Source organism: Psychrobacter sp. (genome assembly GCF_049295055.1).
In the GTDB taxonomy this organism is placed as follows: Bacteria; Pseudomonadota; Gammaproteobacteria; order Pseudomonadales; family Moraxellaceae; genus Psychrobacter.
Map to the genome: position 1 here is coordinate 41,211 of NZ_JBAQQF010000053.1, position 16,152 is coordinate 57,362.

A 16,152-nucleotide genomic window follows, 5' to 3' on the forward strand; every position below is an offset into this window, starting at 1 on the left:
CAGCAATAGCCTACCATAATAAGTATTAGGGATAATAATATGGCAGTTTTTTTGACAGATGAATGGTTTGATCAAGTTGAACAAATGGGTAACGAAGCTGGTGAGTTAAATTTACCACCTGCGCTATCCAATATGATCGTTAACTTAAAAGTATCTGACACCGAACAAGATATCGAAGCGAGTTTCGCCGATGGTTTGTTACATCGTGGCCTAAATGACGCGGCGACGACCACCTTGTTGCTTGATCGCAGCGTTTTACAGTCGATCATCACAGATTTCGATACCAATGAGATCATGGGTGCGTTTATGAGCGGCAAAATTCGCGTCGAAGGGGATATGTCACAATTGATGGCGGTACAAACTGCCCGTCCAAGTGCTGAGCAAAAAGATCTTTATAGTCGTATTAAGTCAATCACTACGATGGCTTAATTTTTTATCGATCGACTCATGTTTAGCTCAAATAAAAAGCCCCTAATATAATTACTAGGGGCTTTTTATTTGAGCATTCAATTTCAATGTGAGATTAGTTTAAATGCTAAAATGACTTATCAACAACTCATTAACTAGCTTTAGATTGTTGTGCGGTCGCTTGTGGTTTTTGATTATCTTTATAAATCGCCGCCTGTAGCCAAACATTCGCTTGCACATAGTCATGAACTTTAATAAATGTAGTGTTTGGGGTTTTGAGCGCGCCAATACGTACTACAAAAGGGTCGGCATCTTGCTCACGTAATATCACCACATCAAATAAGATGATTGGCTTACCATTAAATAGGGTTTCTTGCTTGCCGAGCACCTGACCTTGACACCATGCTTCGTCTTCTTGTCCTAAGGTATCACCAAACAAATAGGCACACATATGACCCAGATTAATCTCTACCGGCGCCATTTGCTCTTTGGTCTCTGGCTTCCATGCTTTGATTTGTTCTTGTAAGTCATCCGGCATTTTCCCATCGTTTGCCGCAACGATATCATTAAAAGCACGGTGATAGCGAATAGACTCTTTGTCTTCCACCATAATGACTTCGTTTTGTTCACTTAGCTTAATCTCATGTGCCCAAGCACTAAGATTGACGAAATAAGTCATACCTTGCTGATACAAATGACGGTTAGCGGTATAAAGCTGGTCAAAAGCGTAGATGATACTACCATCGGTCGTACGTAAGCGTAAAACCGCATCGTGTGAGTTATCATTAACAATCATGCGTTCAATTTTACACGTCAGTCCATAGGGGCTATCGACACAAGGATAAGCATTGATAAAGCATTCAGGCTTACCATCTTTCATGGCGAGGACTTGATTAATGTGACAAGGCTGGTCTTCAGATAGGAGCAAGCAGCTGTCTTTTGCCGCACTAACACTGGTATTGAGTCCTTTAGGCATGGCTGCCTGCTCAATCATCTTTTGTAACCATTCTGGTACATCATGACTCATGTCATCGGTCAAAATACGCCAATGATCGGCATGACCTGCTGACTGCTCATCAGTTAACGTGATTTTGGTGGGAGATTGGATGTTTTTATATTGATAATTAATGGTCATAAAGATACTCAAACTTAAGTCAGCCATGAGGTTTGGTTCTGAAACTGTGATTGCTTGGCTATCATTCAATATTTTAAATTATTGGTTTATGATAGTCAGCAATGTCGTCAGTAAAGAGGTAGCAAACAACAATGAGGGGTTAATGACAATTGTCCTTAGCATACAATATATAGGTATAGACGCAAGGAATAGCAAGTCCCTCAAGAAAAATAATAATAAAACCCAACTTTTTATTAAAAAATCTGCGCAGTTTGCGCGAATGACTGGCACATATCAGCCGAATTGTGTCAAACTAGCTCCCTTTTGACAGTCGTATTTGGCTTGTCTGAAACCCTGTTTTGTGTTCGATTGATATGTTTCTGTGGCAGATGCAAAAGTATGATGCAGTTGCCGTTATTTGTTTTGTAACCTACATAAAGTCGCACGTAGATAAGATAAAGAGTTTGAATATGTTTCGTCCTTTAGCGTTATTTATCGGTTTACGGTACACCCGAGCAGAGCGTAGTAATGGCTTTATCTCCTTTATATCGCTTATCTCGATGATTGGTCTGACTCTCGGCGTGGCTGTATTGATTACGGTGCTATCAGTCATGAATGGTTTCGATCGTGAGTTGAAAACTCGTATTTTGGGTATGGTGCCGCAAGCGACTGTCACCTCAACCGAGATTATAGGTGATTGGAAGCAACTGGCCGATAAAATTAAAGAAGATCCGGAAGTTGCTGCTGTCGCGCCTTTCATACAGCTGCAAGGTATGTTGACCTCAAACGGTCAAGTGGCAGGAATCATGGTCACAGGCGTAGACCCTGAGTATGAGAAAAATGTTTCTATCATTAATGAACACATGGTGGAAGGTAATATTGACACGCTACAAAATGGCGAGTTCAGTATTGTGCTCGGCGAAGGGATGGTGCAATCGTTAGGGTTGCAGTTAGGTGACAAAGTGACTTTAGTGCTGCCAGAAGCCTCGCCATCACCTGCAGGCGTGATACCGCGCTTTAAGCGCTTTACCTTGACCGGTATATTTACCATTAGTCCAGAAGTCGACAGTCTCATGGCATTTATTCCCATGGGTGATGCCGCAAAATTACTGCGCTTGCCAGAGGGTGCGCAGGGTATCCGTATGAAGCTTAATGATATCTTTACTGCGCCGATTGCATCGCAAAAAGCGGCAGCGATAGCGCCAGAGCAGCTATATCCTAGTGATTGGACACAAACGCACGGTAATCTGTTTGGCGCCATTCAAATGGAAAAAGCCATGGTAGGGCTGCTGCTATTTTTAATTATTCTAGTTGCTGCCTTTAATATTGTTTCAAGTTTGGTCATGTTGGTCACGGATAAAAAAGCAGATATTGCTATTTTAAAAACTTTTGGCGCGTCCCCTCGTCTGATTACCCAAATTTTTATGGTTCAAGGTGTGGTCATCGGCTTTATCGGTACGATTGCAGGTACGATATTGGGCGTGATATTTGCGCTAACGGTCAGCGATATTTTAGGCTTTATTAACCAAAGCTTTGGTTTGAATTTATTCGATGCTTACTTTGTTAATTATCTGCCATCGCAGCTGCGCTTGACCGATGTGGTGCTGATTACGAGCGCGTCATTTGTGTTGAGCTTTTTGGCAACCATTTATCCAGCAAGGCGAGCGGCTAAAATCCAGCCTGCACAAACGCTGCGTTACGAGTAATATAAAGGCGTAAATGCCACTATAAATAAAATAAAGGAAGCGTTATGTCTGCTATTTTGAAAGCGACTAATATCAATAAGATATATGACGAAGGCGCAGTGAGTACACAGGTATTGACGGGATTGGATTTAACGGTCAATGCCGGTGAGCGTATCGCTATTGTTGGAACCAGTGGCTCAGGAAAAAGTACCTTACTGCACTTGCTTGGTGGACTTGATACCCCAACCAGTGGCGAAGTTTGGCTACATGGTCAGTTACTGAATAATATGAATGAGACTGAGCGTGGTGCGATGCGCAATAAGTACTTGGGATTTATTTATCAGTTCCATCATCTATTGGCTGAATTTACGGCTATTGAAAACGTAGCGATGCCGTTACTGATGCGCCCGGAAGTATCGACGACTGAAGCGCGCCAACAAGCGATTGATATCTTAAATAGTGTCGGCCTTGAGCATCGTTTGATGCATAGACCCGGTGAATTGTCAGGCGGTGAGCGTCAGCGCGTGGCTATTGCCCGTGCCTTGGTTACTAAACCATCGCTCATTTTGGCAGATGAACCAACGGGTAACTTAGACTATGACAATGCACAAAGCGTTTTCGGACTGCTATCAGAGCTACAAAGTACGATGCAAACGGCGCTATTGATGGTGACGCATGATCGCAATTTGGCGGCACTAGCTGATCGTCAGCTATTATTGCGCAATGGTCATTGGGAAGAGTATTAAAGACTGTGATTTTAAATAGTATACTTTTAATAAGGTAAGTAATTGCCAGCGCGCTAAGTGTTTTATGCTAAATGCTACTGGGTAGTCTGTTTTTACGGTTAGACTTTTAATAAAAAATAAGATAAAAAAGAGGCTGCAAAATAGCAGTCTTTTTATTTAATGAGGATTGATGTTATGGATAAAGATGACGACCCGATTGCGGCTTTTGGCAGTATTGAAGAAGGCGATGAGCCCTTAAAACCTTATATGGATGCAACACTATTTGATACAATCGATAAACAAGCACAAATAGAGCTGCTGACCCCTGTTTTTGATAGCATTACTTTAGCCGGTGTTGATTTTGATTTAAAAGCTCAGGATAGCGCAACAGGCAAGCGCTATATATTACTTAAAGATGAAACAGTGGTTGATGTTTTTGTGATGGATACCGAGCTCACTGATAACATTCTTAACGCTATAGAAAAAAACAAAGACGACGACTGATATGGTCCACACAAAATAAAAGCTAATGGTTTATAGCTTTTAGCATACAAACTGGCAGTCGCTTTTTCTGCGATGGTCTATTAAAGTTTGGGTGGTGTGTCGGAGGAATTGCGCTGACGTTTTTGCCAAGTGGTCACAGTTTTATAGCGCCAAATCGCTTTAAATGCTAAGCCGCATACGATACTGGTGATAATGGCTAGTATAGTGAGACCTAAACAAAAAGCGGCTAATGATACCGTGCCTTTATAAGTTACAAAGGGATTAGTACCATCAGATATGATCCATAAACTTAAGTCGGAAATCATCCTGCCAATTGTCCGTAAGCTAATCATCGGTACATCTAGAATCTTGGCACCGATATAGTAACCGGCATAAAACACAGGAAGTGTGGTGAGCGGATTGGTAATCCATGTCAGACCAAGCGCCATTGGTACATTAGCGCGAAAAATAAGCGCGCCGATCAATGCCAGTAACATTTGTCCTGGTAATGGAAAAAACGCGCTAAGCACGCCAATATAAACTGCTTTGTTTAAACTATGCCGATTAAAATGCCACAAACGTGGGTCGGCAAGTTGCGGCGCAAACCATTTTAATGTGCGACTCTCTAAAACTTTTTCAGGAGTAGGGAGCAGGTCTTTTAGACGTTTTTTTGGCACAGAATCGCCTTTGTTCTTTATCTACAGCCCGCTCAATCATATTGATGGGTTGGTATGCAGTAATGTTGTTAATAAAAATACAGATAAGGATGTATCAGAAAAACAGGATAATAATGTTGAATAATTACCATCGCAGTGTGTTTAATCAGTATAGGGTAATATTATAATAAATACCATCGCTTGATATAGCGGTCTTTGTGGCTAAAATAAGAATAACGGAACAATCCAATTCTTTATTTACGCTAATGATAAAGCTATTGTTAGCCATTATTTATTATTCAGAATATCAAGCAAGGAGTGCTGGTGTATTGGTTAATAGGTAGCTTCATAATCATTGTGATGATGGGCGTTTTAGCGGTTGCCGATAGTATAATGATGCCACTTAGTCTGTGGTTAATGGATGTCGCAAGCACGCCTGTTCTATTTTTAGCACTTATTTCCCTTGCTATCATTCTGATGGTGATTAGCCAACTCAATATACCTTCAGTCCATACCATAAACCTCTCTCACCATTCATCTCGTCACTCTAAGCTTGCTGCTCGTATCGTCAATCATATCTTAGTTTCCATATTAGTAATCGGGCTGGTTATTGGAAGTGCGTTGCAAGCTTTGGTTAGTCAGCAACAGGTAGAAGCTACAAAAATTATTGAGCCCATGCGTGTGCAGGCTTTAGTTAGTATCGAGGGTATCAGTGATAGCGTCTATGATGCCAGCACTGATAGTGGCTATCGACAAGTTGCTATCATCAGCCACATATCGCCTTTGGTATCTGAGTTGACGGCGCAAGATTTAGATGGGGTTTCAGCGGATTATAGAGCAGGGCCTAATAAACCTCTAAGCGTGGATAAGGTAAATAACGATTATTTAAGTGAGAATGATTTAAGCGGAAATAGTAGCGAAAGTATTGAATATCGTGTATTGCTCAGCGCTTATCCGAAAAAACCAGTTAAACAGTCATTTAATAAACTGTCTAACAAAACATCTAAAAAAGCATCTAAAAAACTATCTAAGCGCTCATCGAACAAAGCCTTTAAGCAAAATCAGATGACAGACTTAAATCATTTGCAGCCTGGCGATAAGCTGTTTATGACCTTGACGCTTGCGCCGCTAGCTACTTCTGAGCAAGCGCTAAACAATCCTTCGGGTTTTGATAGTTACCGTTGGCTACGAGGTCGTCATATTGATGGGGTAGCCAATATACTCGCTACCAGTACCTCGGCTATAGCGCTTGATGATTCAATGTCGCTGGCAGTATCTGATGATTCTTATCTAAAACACTTACGTACTGGTATTGATCAAGGGCGTTGGCAGTTACGCCAGCACTTTTATCAAGGTTGGTCTGCAAATACTACCGAAGAACAGCAAGCGAAAGCGGTAACTTTAAGTTTGCTAACAGGCGATCGCAGTTTAATCAGTCGTGATACTAAAGATTTATATCAACTGGCGGGTATCTCACACTTATTGGCTATCTCAGGCACGCATGTTTTATTTTTAGCAATCATGCTTGCAGGGGCCGTTGTACTATTGCTTAATCGGCTGTATCCAGAAGTATATCGTTATTTATCGCGCTGGCAAATACGCTGGTGGGTGATGATTAGCGCTGCTTTTATTTATGCGTTATTTACAGGGTTTGATGTGCCAGCTGCTCGTACTGCATGGATGTTATTAGCAATAGGTTTGGCAAGGCTAACTTTATTACCCATCAGTACCATGCGAGTCTTATTTGCACTGGCAGTGCTAATGGCATGGCGCGATCCCTATGTACTATGGCAGGCAGGTTATTGGCTGTCCTTCATCGCCGTGGCGCTACTACTCAAGTATGATGATAGTTCACAGCAGCGTCATCAATCAGTATCAAGCCAAGCCTCTCTTTCTACACATAGCTTCTCTCAAAACAAGCTCTCTCAGAATAACTCTTCTCAAAACAACCTCCATACAAACCGTCATTTGCTCAGACACATATGGTTAGGTTTTAAACGTCTATTTAAATTACAGTGTTGGCTATTTATCGCTTTATTGCCTGTTACCTTATTATTGTTTGGTAAGGCGTCGCTGTGGGGGCTGCTCATCAATCTATTTGCCATTGGCCTATTTGGTTGGGTTATTGTACCGCTGAATCTATTGGCAGGACTTTTCTATCTAATATTGCCTCCTGTGGCAGATGGTATTTGGACGCTGGTCATTGCAATAGTAAGTAATTTACATGAGCTGATAGCATGGCTAACGGCATTGCCTGCGTTATCCGGTGCGTGGCTATATACACCCGTTAATATGGCGATTTTACTCATGGTATTACTAGCCATGTTGCCTTGGTTAGTACCTCGTGGTCTACTCAGTCGTTGGCTAGCACTACCGCCGCTCAGTCTTTTGGTTATGACGGTATATGCCAATCAGCAGTCCCTAACTATGACACCAAGCTTATATATTCTGCCAACGGGTGATCCATATATTAGTGCTGCTTTGTTACAATATCCTGTCATCAATGACACAGATAATAAAAATGTCAGCTGGCTGTTTTTAGCCGACCATAGACCTATTGATGCAAGAACAATGCCCAGTAGTCTGACGGCAGATAAATTATCTGCCGCATTAGAGCAGCAATTACGTAGCTTATCTGTCAATAAACTAGAGGGCATCATAGTACAGAGCAGTAGTATGGGAGTGACTGATACACTTATTCCTGACAATACACGCGATGCGGTAAAACCTAACGCGATAAAACCTATAGCTTCTGAACTTTTGCCAATGGCAGTAGCTCAGATAACGCAGCGTTTACCCGTTAGCCAATATTGGCAAGCAGGGCGTAGTGAGCGTTGGTCTGCGCTTCAGAGCGCTTATAAAGTAGCCAGTGCCTCCAATAATACTGCGACTATCAGTGCCCAACGCTGCGAAGCAGGTAAAACATGGCAACTAGCAAAAGGTGGTTTGACGTTGCAAGCAATAACAGGCTGGAGCAAGATAGAGGACGCCAGTGTTTGGGACTGCACTGTTGCTATTGATAGTAGCAGACCTATAAGGGTGCTAAAGTATGATGCAAAAGATCCACTTAAGTCATTGCCTGCTACTGTGCAAACATTTACGTCAAACAACCAACCACCTAACTCTCAAGAAAATCATCAAGCAAATCGTCAAGCAAATAGTTCTCAATCACGTCTGATTTTGAATGCAGATACGCATCAGCGCGTTTGGCAAATGTGGTCATTACTGTGCTCGTATGAGTCAAGCAATACAAATATAGCGATGAATGGTACAACATGGCTTGGTCACAGTGCCTCGCATATCTCAAATGATGCAATCAGCCGGCAACAAGTGCATGAGATCATAACCTATGATGATAAACCGTTAGAAGCGGCTTTATCCTCTGGTGCGCTTATTAATCAGGATGTAGATACCGATGGCAATACTGAGCCTTAGCTCTTATCTTTATAATATTGCCATTATAAAATGCGCGTATTTCACAGATTCGCTATTGAACCATGAGCGAAATGCCACCATACTTAGTAGCCTATTCATACAGAAAGCTTAAACAGTGAGAAGTATCGACTTTTACTGTATTGAGTTTTTAGACTCTGTCTTTTATCGTTCTATATTGTTTCTGACTTAGGAAGTTATATGCCCAACTGGCCACCAGACCCTAACAAACGTCCTGATCATTCTACAAACCAGCCAGCACCATTACAGCAGTCCAACCAGCCGAGCGGACAAGAATGGCGACTGATTGAAAATACTTTATTGGCCAGTGTGGTTGAGCAACGTCGCGCCCGTCGCTGGAGTATTTTCTTCAAACTCTTAACCTTTGGTTATATCTTGTTGATATTTTTGACTATCGGTCGCGGTTGTAGCACTAAAACGTCAACCGGTCTTGAAAGTGTCGATACCAGTAAGCCGCACTTGGCAGTGGTTGAGATCCAAGGGACTATAAGCAGTGGCGATGTCGCCAATGCTTATGATGTTAATGAGGCCTTAACTCGCGCTTTTGAAAATAGTAATTCAAAAGCGGTGGCGCTAGATATTAACTCACCGGGTGGCTCGCCCGTACAGTCTGATGAAATCTGGCAAACCATGATGGACTTACGTAAAGAGTATCCGGATAAAAAACTCTATGCGGTGATTGGTGATATCGGTGCTTCTGGCGCTTACTATATCGCTTCAGCAGCCGATGAGATTTATGTGAATCCATCAAGTTTGGTAGGTTCGATTGGCGTTATTATGCCAAGCTATAATATCGAAGGCCTTATGGATAAAGTGGGTGTCAAAGATCGTACTATTACTGCTGGCGAGTATAAAGATATTTTGAGTCTGTCACGTCCGCTTACAGATTATGAAGAAAAGCACGTCGAAAAAGTATTAGCCAATACGCACAAACACTTTATCAATGCGGTAAAAGAAGGTCGTGGCGCTCGTCTGAAAAATCCTGAACAGAATAAGCTATTCTCAGGACTATTTTGGACGGGAGAGCAATCTATCGAACTTGGTTTGGCGGATAAAAAAGGTAGTATCTCGAGTCTAGAGAAGCAGCTTAAACTAGATAATGTGGTCAATTATACCCCAAATGATCCGTTCCAATTATTCATGGATCGTTTTGCGGTTAAATTAGGGGCGGGTGTGGGCTCAAGCATCAAGCTTGATGTCTTACCGCAAGAAGAAGGCAATGCGCAGATGCGTTAATGCCTTTAATTTTTAGATTTATTGTGTATGATTGTTAAGGCTGAGCGTAAATTACGCTCAGCCTTAATAGTATCTAGTATTCAAAATAACTGGTATTCAAAATCATAAATAAAATACCAAATAGCTTAATAATTTAATAATTTAATAATTTAATAATTTAATAACTTAATAATCTAATGAGAGCCTGTTATGAGTGATGAAATCGATTTGCAGACCTTTGCTACTTTACCCATATCTAAAATAACACAAAAACCAGTCATTCATTTCGCCCATGCTAATGGGATGCCAAGTGCCGTTTATCAATCGTTTTTTGAAAATTTAGCGGAATTTTTTACGATTGAATATATTGCTATGCTGGGTGATACCCCTGATTATCCGGTCGATGACCATTGGCGTAGTCTCACACAGCAGATTATTGATAGTGTTAAAAATACCTGCGAGAAGCATGGTGTCACCCAAGTAGTGGGTGTTGGTCATTCGCTCGGTGCTATGTGTACCTTGCAAGCGTTATATCGCGCCCCAGAATACTTTGCTCAAGCGGTACTCATGGATCCACCTTGGATTTATGGCAAAGTCAGTTTTCTATGGCATCTTGCTAAAACCGCTGATAGATTGCCAATGATGAATAATCGCTTGATGGACAAGCTATCGCCTGCCGGTGTCTCTAAGCATCGCCGTGATGTTTGGGACAGCCGAGCAGATGCGTATGATAAGCTGCGCCATAAAGGTTTTTTTAAAAGTTTTGATGAGCGCAGTTTTCAGGGTTATATCGAGCATGGTTTACATAAGCGCGCAGATGACAAGGTGACACTGGCCATTCCAAAAGAAAGTGAGGTTGCCGTCTTTCGAACCAATCCATCTTGGTATTGGTTGACCCCAAATCGTGCGCCTAAGCCTCCGGTCACATTGATTATTGGCAAAGAAAGTGTGTTTTTAAAGAGTCGCTTCCCACAGAAGATACAATCGCGCTTGAATATCCCATATGAAACCCATGCAGGCGGTCATATGTTTCCACTCGAACATCCGGAATCTGTATCACTACAAGTGTTAGATTTAATCAAAAAACAACTGCCATCTTGAGTCACGATGCTATGTCAAAGCTCAGTCAAACCATTGCGACAAATGACGACTCTGCTTCGCCGTCTAACCATTTGCCACTATTTTCGCGCCTAGGAACCTTGCTGCTGGTTATAGGAATGGTCGTTACATTCTTTATTAGCCAATTAATAGGCGTTTATATCGCGGGCAAATTGTTATTACCTGCTACTAAAAATGCAACCGTAGGCGATATATTCTTTTTCGGTAGTAATAATGGAACGGTCGTCAGTATCTCTATCATTATAGGCTGTCTACTATTAGTGGCAATCAGCAGTTCAATCATTCGCCTAAGAGGGGGTGATTTACGCCAGTATTTGGCGCTAAAACCGTTTTCATTAGCGGTTGGCGTGGGCATGGTAGGATTGCTACTGCTATTTATGATTGGCAGTCAGGCATTGACGTACTTGCTTGATGCGTCGCCGCTGGCGTTTGTAGACCCTTTATATCAGTCTGTGAGCTCAGTGTGGTTATTGGTTTTTGCGATGGTCATCGTCGCGCCATTCTATGAAGAGCTGATATTTCGTGGCATATTATGGTCAGCTATTGCCGAGCAATTTCCTAGTTCATTATATTCTGAGCATCGCAGCGCAATAGTAGCAAGTATGGTGACCAGTTTAATATTTGCCATCATTCACTTGCAATATGGCATTTATGAGATAAGCACCATTGTAGTGCTGGCATTGATATTCTGCTATGCACGTATCAAATCAGGCTCGCTACTACTGCCAATACTATTACATATGATAAATAATGGCGCGGCGATGGGGCAATATTTAGCGCAAGTCGCATAAAATAATGGCTATTAGTGTCTACTTAATAGCCATTATTTCGTATTATAAATTCAGCTAAGCATCAGGGTTTAACCCTAAAACCTCATCTGCCTCGCGTTTAATATCGTCAATCCTTAGCTGAGGTTTGCCGCTTAACGCCTGTCGCCATTTACGTGCACCTGTTAGCCCTTGGAACAATCCTAAATAATGCCGTGTCATCGTTGGAAGTGCTTCGCCTTTGGCTGTTTGCTCTTCTAAATAAGGATAGAGCTGCGCTAAAATATCTGAACGCTTAGGTGTTGGCTCGCCCCATAAGCTATTGGCTTCTGCGAGCAGATAAGGGTTATGATAGAAAGCTCGTCCAATCATGACTCCGTCGATATGTTGCAAATGTGCTTCGATATCAGCGACGGTCTCAATACCACCGTTAATCTCGATATCAAGCGTTGGAAAATCTTGTTTAAGACGGTAAACATCCTCATAACGCAGCGGCGGTATCTCGCGATTTTGCTTCGGGCTTAAGCCCTGTAGCCAAGCGGTACGCGCATGAACGATAAATCGTGTACAACCCGCTGCCGCCACTGTTTGCACAAAATCTAGCATAAACTCGTAACTGTCAAAATCATCGATACCAATACGGTGCTTAACTGTCACTGGGATATCAACTGCCGCTTGCATGTGTCTCACCAAATCTGCAACTGTCTTAGGTTCCGCCATCAGACAAGCACCAATCTTATTATGCTGTACGCGGTCAGATGGACAACCAACATTGATATTGACCTCGTCATAGCCATGTTGCTGAGCAAACTCAGCACATTGAGTCATCTCGGCGATATCTGCCCCACCAAGTTGCAGCACCAACGGGTGTTCAAGCGTATCAAAGCGCAGATGCCGCGTGCGATTACCATGTATCAGCGCGCCAGTACTAATCATCTCGGTATAAAGATAGACATGTGGATTAAAAAGGCGCGCAAAATAACGATAATCTGTGGTGGTCCAATCGATCATAGGGGCGACCGATAGGCGCTTGTTGGTCATATCAACCATGTTTGTTAAGCCTTAGTTTTCAAGAGATTTTTGATTAGATTCTATATGGCGATTCTGGATAATAATTAAATAAGGTGCAATGGGTTAAATACGCATTGCACCTTGTGGTGAATCTACATAGTTCAGAGAATCACTAATTCAGACAACCCAATAGCAAGTAGGTTAAATGTATTTTATTTAAATGACTTCATCAATTTGTTTGAATTCAGGCAAGTTATAAAAATAAATACCCATTATTATTCCAATAAAACCGATGAATGCAATATACAGTGCAGGTGAAAAACTCACGTAGAGAGTGGCGTAACCAAGCCCAAAAGGTACCAATACACCTACAATACCGTAGGCGATATTATAACAAAAAGCGATTCCTGTTAGTCGTACATTGGTTGGAAATAATTGTACAAGGATAGCCGGTATCATACCAATGATGCCAGCGCAAAATCCTAAAAGGGCATACATGATTAAGATGTAGTCGCCACTTGCTTGCAGATGATAAAAGAAGGCAAACATCTGGGCGATTAATAAAATGGAGCCTATTGTCAAGATTTTGCCAAAGTTTTGGTGGTTAGATATGATGCCATAAAAAACACAACCGAAAATCATAAACACAATACCTAGACTATGTGAAAATCCAAACAAATCATTGTCTAGCGTAAAGCTTAATTCAATCAAATCAGGTAGTAGCAGCACAACAACGGTCGTTATACTAGAAATTATCAAGGCGAGAACCATACCAATAAATATTGAATGTCTACAATGCTTAAAAAGAAGAGTAAATGGTTTGGCAACATAGTCACTCGGTTTTGAGTTTTTCATCTGAGTAAAAAATGGTGATTCATCTATCCACCGCCATCCTAGTAAGGGCAAGATGCTTAAGATAGCTGCAACAAAAAATGGTATACGCCAGCCATAATCAGCCAGTTGCTCAACGGTCATCGAATTGCTTAACCAGAGAAAAAAAGCATTAGAAAATAATACACCCGTAAAGAAACTGGCAGTGACGTAACTGCAGCCCACTGACAGGTATTGGCGCGGTACACGTTCTGCCACAAAAACCCAGGCAAGCGGTACATAAAGACCAAATGCCATACCTTGTATGAGCCTTAATATAATAAATAAGGTGGGCGCAACCAATCCCAATTGTGCATAAGTAGGCAAGCATGCCATGGCTAACACACTGCCCGCAGTGACCAAAATACTGATTAACAGCATGGGTTTGCGACCTTTGATATCACCATAACGACCAAAGATGACGCCGCCAAGTGGGCGCGCCAAATAACCAATGGCAAACAGTACCAGCCCCTGTATCTTTATAACAGCAGGATCGGTAATAGTAGGAAAAAAAGAGGCAGCAATAATATCTGAGAGGTATAAATAAATCAAAAAATCAAAGAACGCGACTGCGCTGCTGAAGCAGATAAACAATATCGTGTTTCTGTCTTTAGACGACATGAGTGCATATTCAGAACGAGAGGGCATAATAGGTCGCGCATCCACATATGAGAGTATTTGTTAAAAAGGTCATTATATAGATAACCAGCTATAATAAAAAACGACAAATCAGTATCAATAAATAATGATTTGCCGAAAAAATAAAAGTTATTGAGCTAAAATTATTGAGGTAAAGTTTTTGAAAAGTAAGCACTTAAATTAAGAATGCTCAAATGCTTATTAGAAATGGAAAGCTTATAAGATAAACTTTCCATCATTATAACAGCCAATCAATAGGTAACCATGACATGATGGTTAGCCACACATGGTCCGTGACGTCGATGCGCGGCTCCGAATCGTAAACCACCTTTTGACCATCTTCAATGGTATGCCACTGTAAATTACCATTATCTAGCAATTTAACCTCATAAGCTTGGGTCAGTAGGTCGTCGCTTAGCGCATCATGTAACTGGGTGGCAAGTTGATCGTCATTGATAATCACACCCATCTCAGTATTGATATTAGCGGAGCGAGGGTCAACATTGTATGAGCCAATGAATACTTGATAGTCATCTACTGCAAAAGCCTTGGCATGTAAGCTGGTTGATGATTGACTGCGAGCTTTCCAAAGTTTATTTTCACGTTTTTCTTCAGATGCGGTCGCTTTTAGCTCATAGATTTTGATTCCAGCGCGCAGCATGCTAGCACGCCACTGGCTATAACCAGAATGTACGGCCGTTACATCAGTGGCATCAAAGGAGTTGGTCAAAATTTTAATTTCGATACCAGATTCCGCCAATTCTACCAGTGTATTGACCCCATCTTTGGTGGGTACAAAGTAAGAAGATATAATAGTCAGTTTTTTTGACGGGCTACCTAATAAAGCACGCAGCTGATGAACCAAATTGGTATCTGCTGGGACAGTTTTGGTTAACTTGCCCACGTCATCACTTAAAAACTGCATGTCCGTCCAGCGAAACGGCACACGCTTATTGATTAAATCTGTATCGATAGAGGAGTCTTCAAGCGCAGTTTTATATATCGATAAGCTGCTTTTGTTGCCGTTTTTCTCATCTTCTTTTAACTTATCGAGTCCTTGTACAAAATCAGTCGTCTCTCCTTTATCAAGAGTCGCTAATGTTTCGATATCAAAGGATATTGGCGCTGACCAGTAATTGATAAAGCTGTTATCAATATCTGCCACGACTTTACCAATCAGTAACACATCTAAATCAGCAAACTGGCTACTTTTATCATTACTCAGGTATTCATCGCCAATATTACGCCCACCAATGATGGTGATTTGCTTATCAAAGATCATGCTTTTATTGTGCATGCGCCTATTGATACGAGGCAGGCCTGTCAGATAGTTTAAGGTTTGAAATTTACGGTACATCAATGGGTTGATGATACGTACGGCGATATTGGGGTGACTGGCAAAACGTAATAAATGCTGATCAAACTTAGCATTATTATTAAAATCATCGAGCAATAAACGGACGATGACGCCACGCTCAGCGGCATCCCATAAGTCTTTAAGCAGCAGTTGACCCGCTTCATCATCATGCCAAATATAATATTGCGCATCGATATTACGTGTTGCCATACCTGTTAAAATACTGCGTGAGGCAAAGGCATTAGCACCGGTGACGATCGGATGGTAGCCTGACAAATCGGGGTGAATCTCGTTTTGTTCACTAATGGCCGCAACCAAATCAATATTATCAATACTGTCAGTATTTGAGTTGGTAATACTCGTGCCGTTGTCCAAGCGATTTATTTGAACGCTATTTTGTTTTTTATTGTCTTGTTTCTTATTATTTTGTTGGTATAACGCTTCAACACGTGCCGAAAGTGCTTGGCTTTCAGGTAAATGCGGCTGCTTGGGTAAACTTTGGCATGCACTAAGACCTAATGTCAGGCCGAGTGTCATACTCAACGATAAGTTGCTTGGTTCTATACTGAACATCGACATAAATAAGTGACCTTAATGAGCCTTAATATAATAAAAATTTGCCGAAAAACGTGGGTGAACTTTGAGGCGAT

At 41.6% G+C, this 16,152-nt stretch carries 13 protein-coding genes; 8 read left to right on the plus strand and 5 right to left on the minus strand.

All coding sequences use genetic code 11. The features are described from left to right. The first annotated feature begins 39 nt into the window (after positions 1 to 39). The gene (locus WAZ74_RS07930) at positions 40 to 429 is read left to right on the plus strand and encodes an SCP2 sterol-binding domain-containing protein (protein WP_422307587.1); all 390 of its coding nucleotides are present in this window, start codon (positions 40 to 42) and stop codon (positions 427 to 429) included. A gap of 130 nt (positions 430 to 559) precedes the next feature. Here the strand turns inward: WAZ74_RS07930 and WAZ74_RS07935 are convergent, their stop codons facing one another. Further along, positions 560 to 1,543: a hypothetical protein gene (locus WAZ74_RS07935; RefSeq protein WP_422307589.1), complete on the minus strand. Its 984-nt coding sequence runs from the start codon at positions 1,541 to 1,543 to the stop codon at positions 560 to 562. A gap of 449 nt (positions 1,544 to 1,992) precedes the next feature. On the opposite strand from WAZ74_RS07935, the gene WAZ74_RS07940 reads away from it, so the two are divergent. The 3 genes from WAZ74_RS07940 to WAZ74_RS07950 all read left to right on the plus strand — a co-directional run bounded on the left by WAZ74_RS07940 (position 1,993) and on the right by WAZ74_RS07950 (position 4,436). Continuing rightward, positions 1,993 to 3,228 (plus strand): lipoprotein-releasing ABC transporter permease subunit, encoded by a 1,236-nt coding sequence (locus WAZ74_RS07940; RefSeq protein WP_422307591.1) that lies wholly within the window; start codon positions 1,993 to 1,995, stop codon positions 3,226 to 3,228. A gap of 44 nt (positions 3,229 to 3,272) precedes the next feature. Further along, positions 3,273 to 3,953: a lipoprotein-releasing ABC transporter ATP-binding protein LolD gene (gene lolD, locus WAZ74_RS07945; protein ID WP_422307593.1), complete on the plus strand. Its 681-nt coding sequence runs from the start codon at positions 3,273 to 3,275 to the stop codon at positions 3,951 to 3,953. Between the two features lie 174 nt (positions 3,954 to 4,127). Continuing rightward, positions 4,128 to 4,436, plus strand: coding sequence for a hypothetical protein (locus WAZ74_RS07950; protein WP_422307595.1), 309 nt, complete (start codon positions 4,128 to 4,130; stop codon positions 4,434 to 4,436). An 80-nt stretch (positions 4,437 to 4,516) separates the two neighbouring features. Here WAZ74_RS07950 and WAZ74_RS07955 read toward each other — a convergent pair whose 3' ends face one another. Continuing rightward, positions 4,517 to 5,092, minus strand: a complete 576-nt coding sequence (locus WAZ74_RS07955) for a DUF2062 domain-containing protein (RefSeq protein WP_422307597.1) — start codon at positions 5,090 to 5,092, stop codon at positions 4,517 to 4,519. A 303-nt stretch (positions 5,093 to 5,395) separates the two neighbouring features. Here WAZ74_RS07955 and WAZ74_RS07960 point away from each other — a divergent pair, with 303 nt between their 5' ends. The 4 genes from WAZ74_RS07960 to WAZ74_RS07975 all read left to right on the plus strand — a co-directional run bounded on the left by WAZ74_RS07960 (position 5,396) and on the right by WAZ74_RS07975 (position 11,649). Continuing rightward, the gene (locus WAZ74_RS07960; protein WP_422307599.1) at positions 5,396 to 8,506 is read left to right on the plus strand and encodes a ComEC/Rec2 family competence protein; all 3,111 of its coding nucleotides are present in this window, start codon (positions 5,396 to 5,398) and stop codon (positions 8,504 to 8,506) included. Positions 8,507 to 8,704: 198 nt separating this feature from the next. After that, complete coding sequence (sppA, locus tag WAZ74_RS07965) at positions 8,705 to 9,760, plus strand: signal peptide peptidase SppA (RefSeq protein ID WP_422307601.1); 1,056 nt, start codon at positions 8,705 to 8,707, stop codon at positions 9,758 to 9,760. Between the two features lie 189 nt (positions 9,761 to 9,949). Next, positions 9,950 to 10,840: an alpha/beta fold hydrolase gene (locus WAZ74_RS07970; RefSeq protein ID WP_422307603.1), complete on the plus strand. Its 891-nt coding sequence runs from the start codon at positions 9,950 to 9,952 to the stop codon at positions 10,838 to 10,840. A gap of 11 nt (positions 10,841 to 10,851) precedes the next feature. Then, complete coding sequence (locus WAZ74_RS07975) at positions 10,852 to 11,649, plus strand: CPBP family intramembrane glutamic endopeptidase (protein WP_422307605.1); 798 nt, start codon at positions 10,852 to 10,854, stop codon at positions 11,647 to 11,649. A gap of 54 nt (positions 11,650 to 11,703) precedes the next feature. Here WAZ74_RS07975 and dusA read toward each other — a convergent pair whose 3' ends face one another. The 3 genes from dusA to WAZ74_RS07990 all read right to left on the minus strand — a co-directional run bounded on the left by dusA (position 11,704) and on the right by WAZ74_RS07990 (position 16,081). After that, on the minus strand, positions 11,704 to 12,675 hold the full coding sequence (gene dusA, locus WAZ74_RS07980; RefSeq protein ID WP_422307607.1) for a tRNA dihydrouridine(20/20a) synthase DusA: 972 nt from the start codon (positions 12,673 to 12,675) through the stop codon (positions 11,704 to 11,706). A 177-nt stretch (positions 12,676 to 12,852) separates the two neighbouring features. Continuing rightward, the gene (locus WAZ74_RS07985; RefSeq protein ID WP_422307609.1) at positions 12,853 to 14,154 is read right to left on the minus strand and encodes an MFS transporter; all 1,302 of its coding nucleotides are present in this window, start codon (positions 14,152 to 14,154) and stop codon (positions 12,853 to 12,855) included. A gap of 229 nt (positions 14,155 to 14,383) precedes the next feature. Next, positions 14,384 to 16,081, minus strand: coding sequence for a phospholipase D family protein (locus WAZ74_RS07990; RefSeq protein WP_422307611.1), 1,698 nt, complete (start codon positions 16,079 to 16,081; stop codon positions 14,384 to 14,386). Positions 16,082 to 16,152 lie beyond the last annotated feature (71 nt).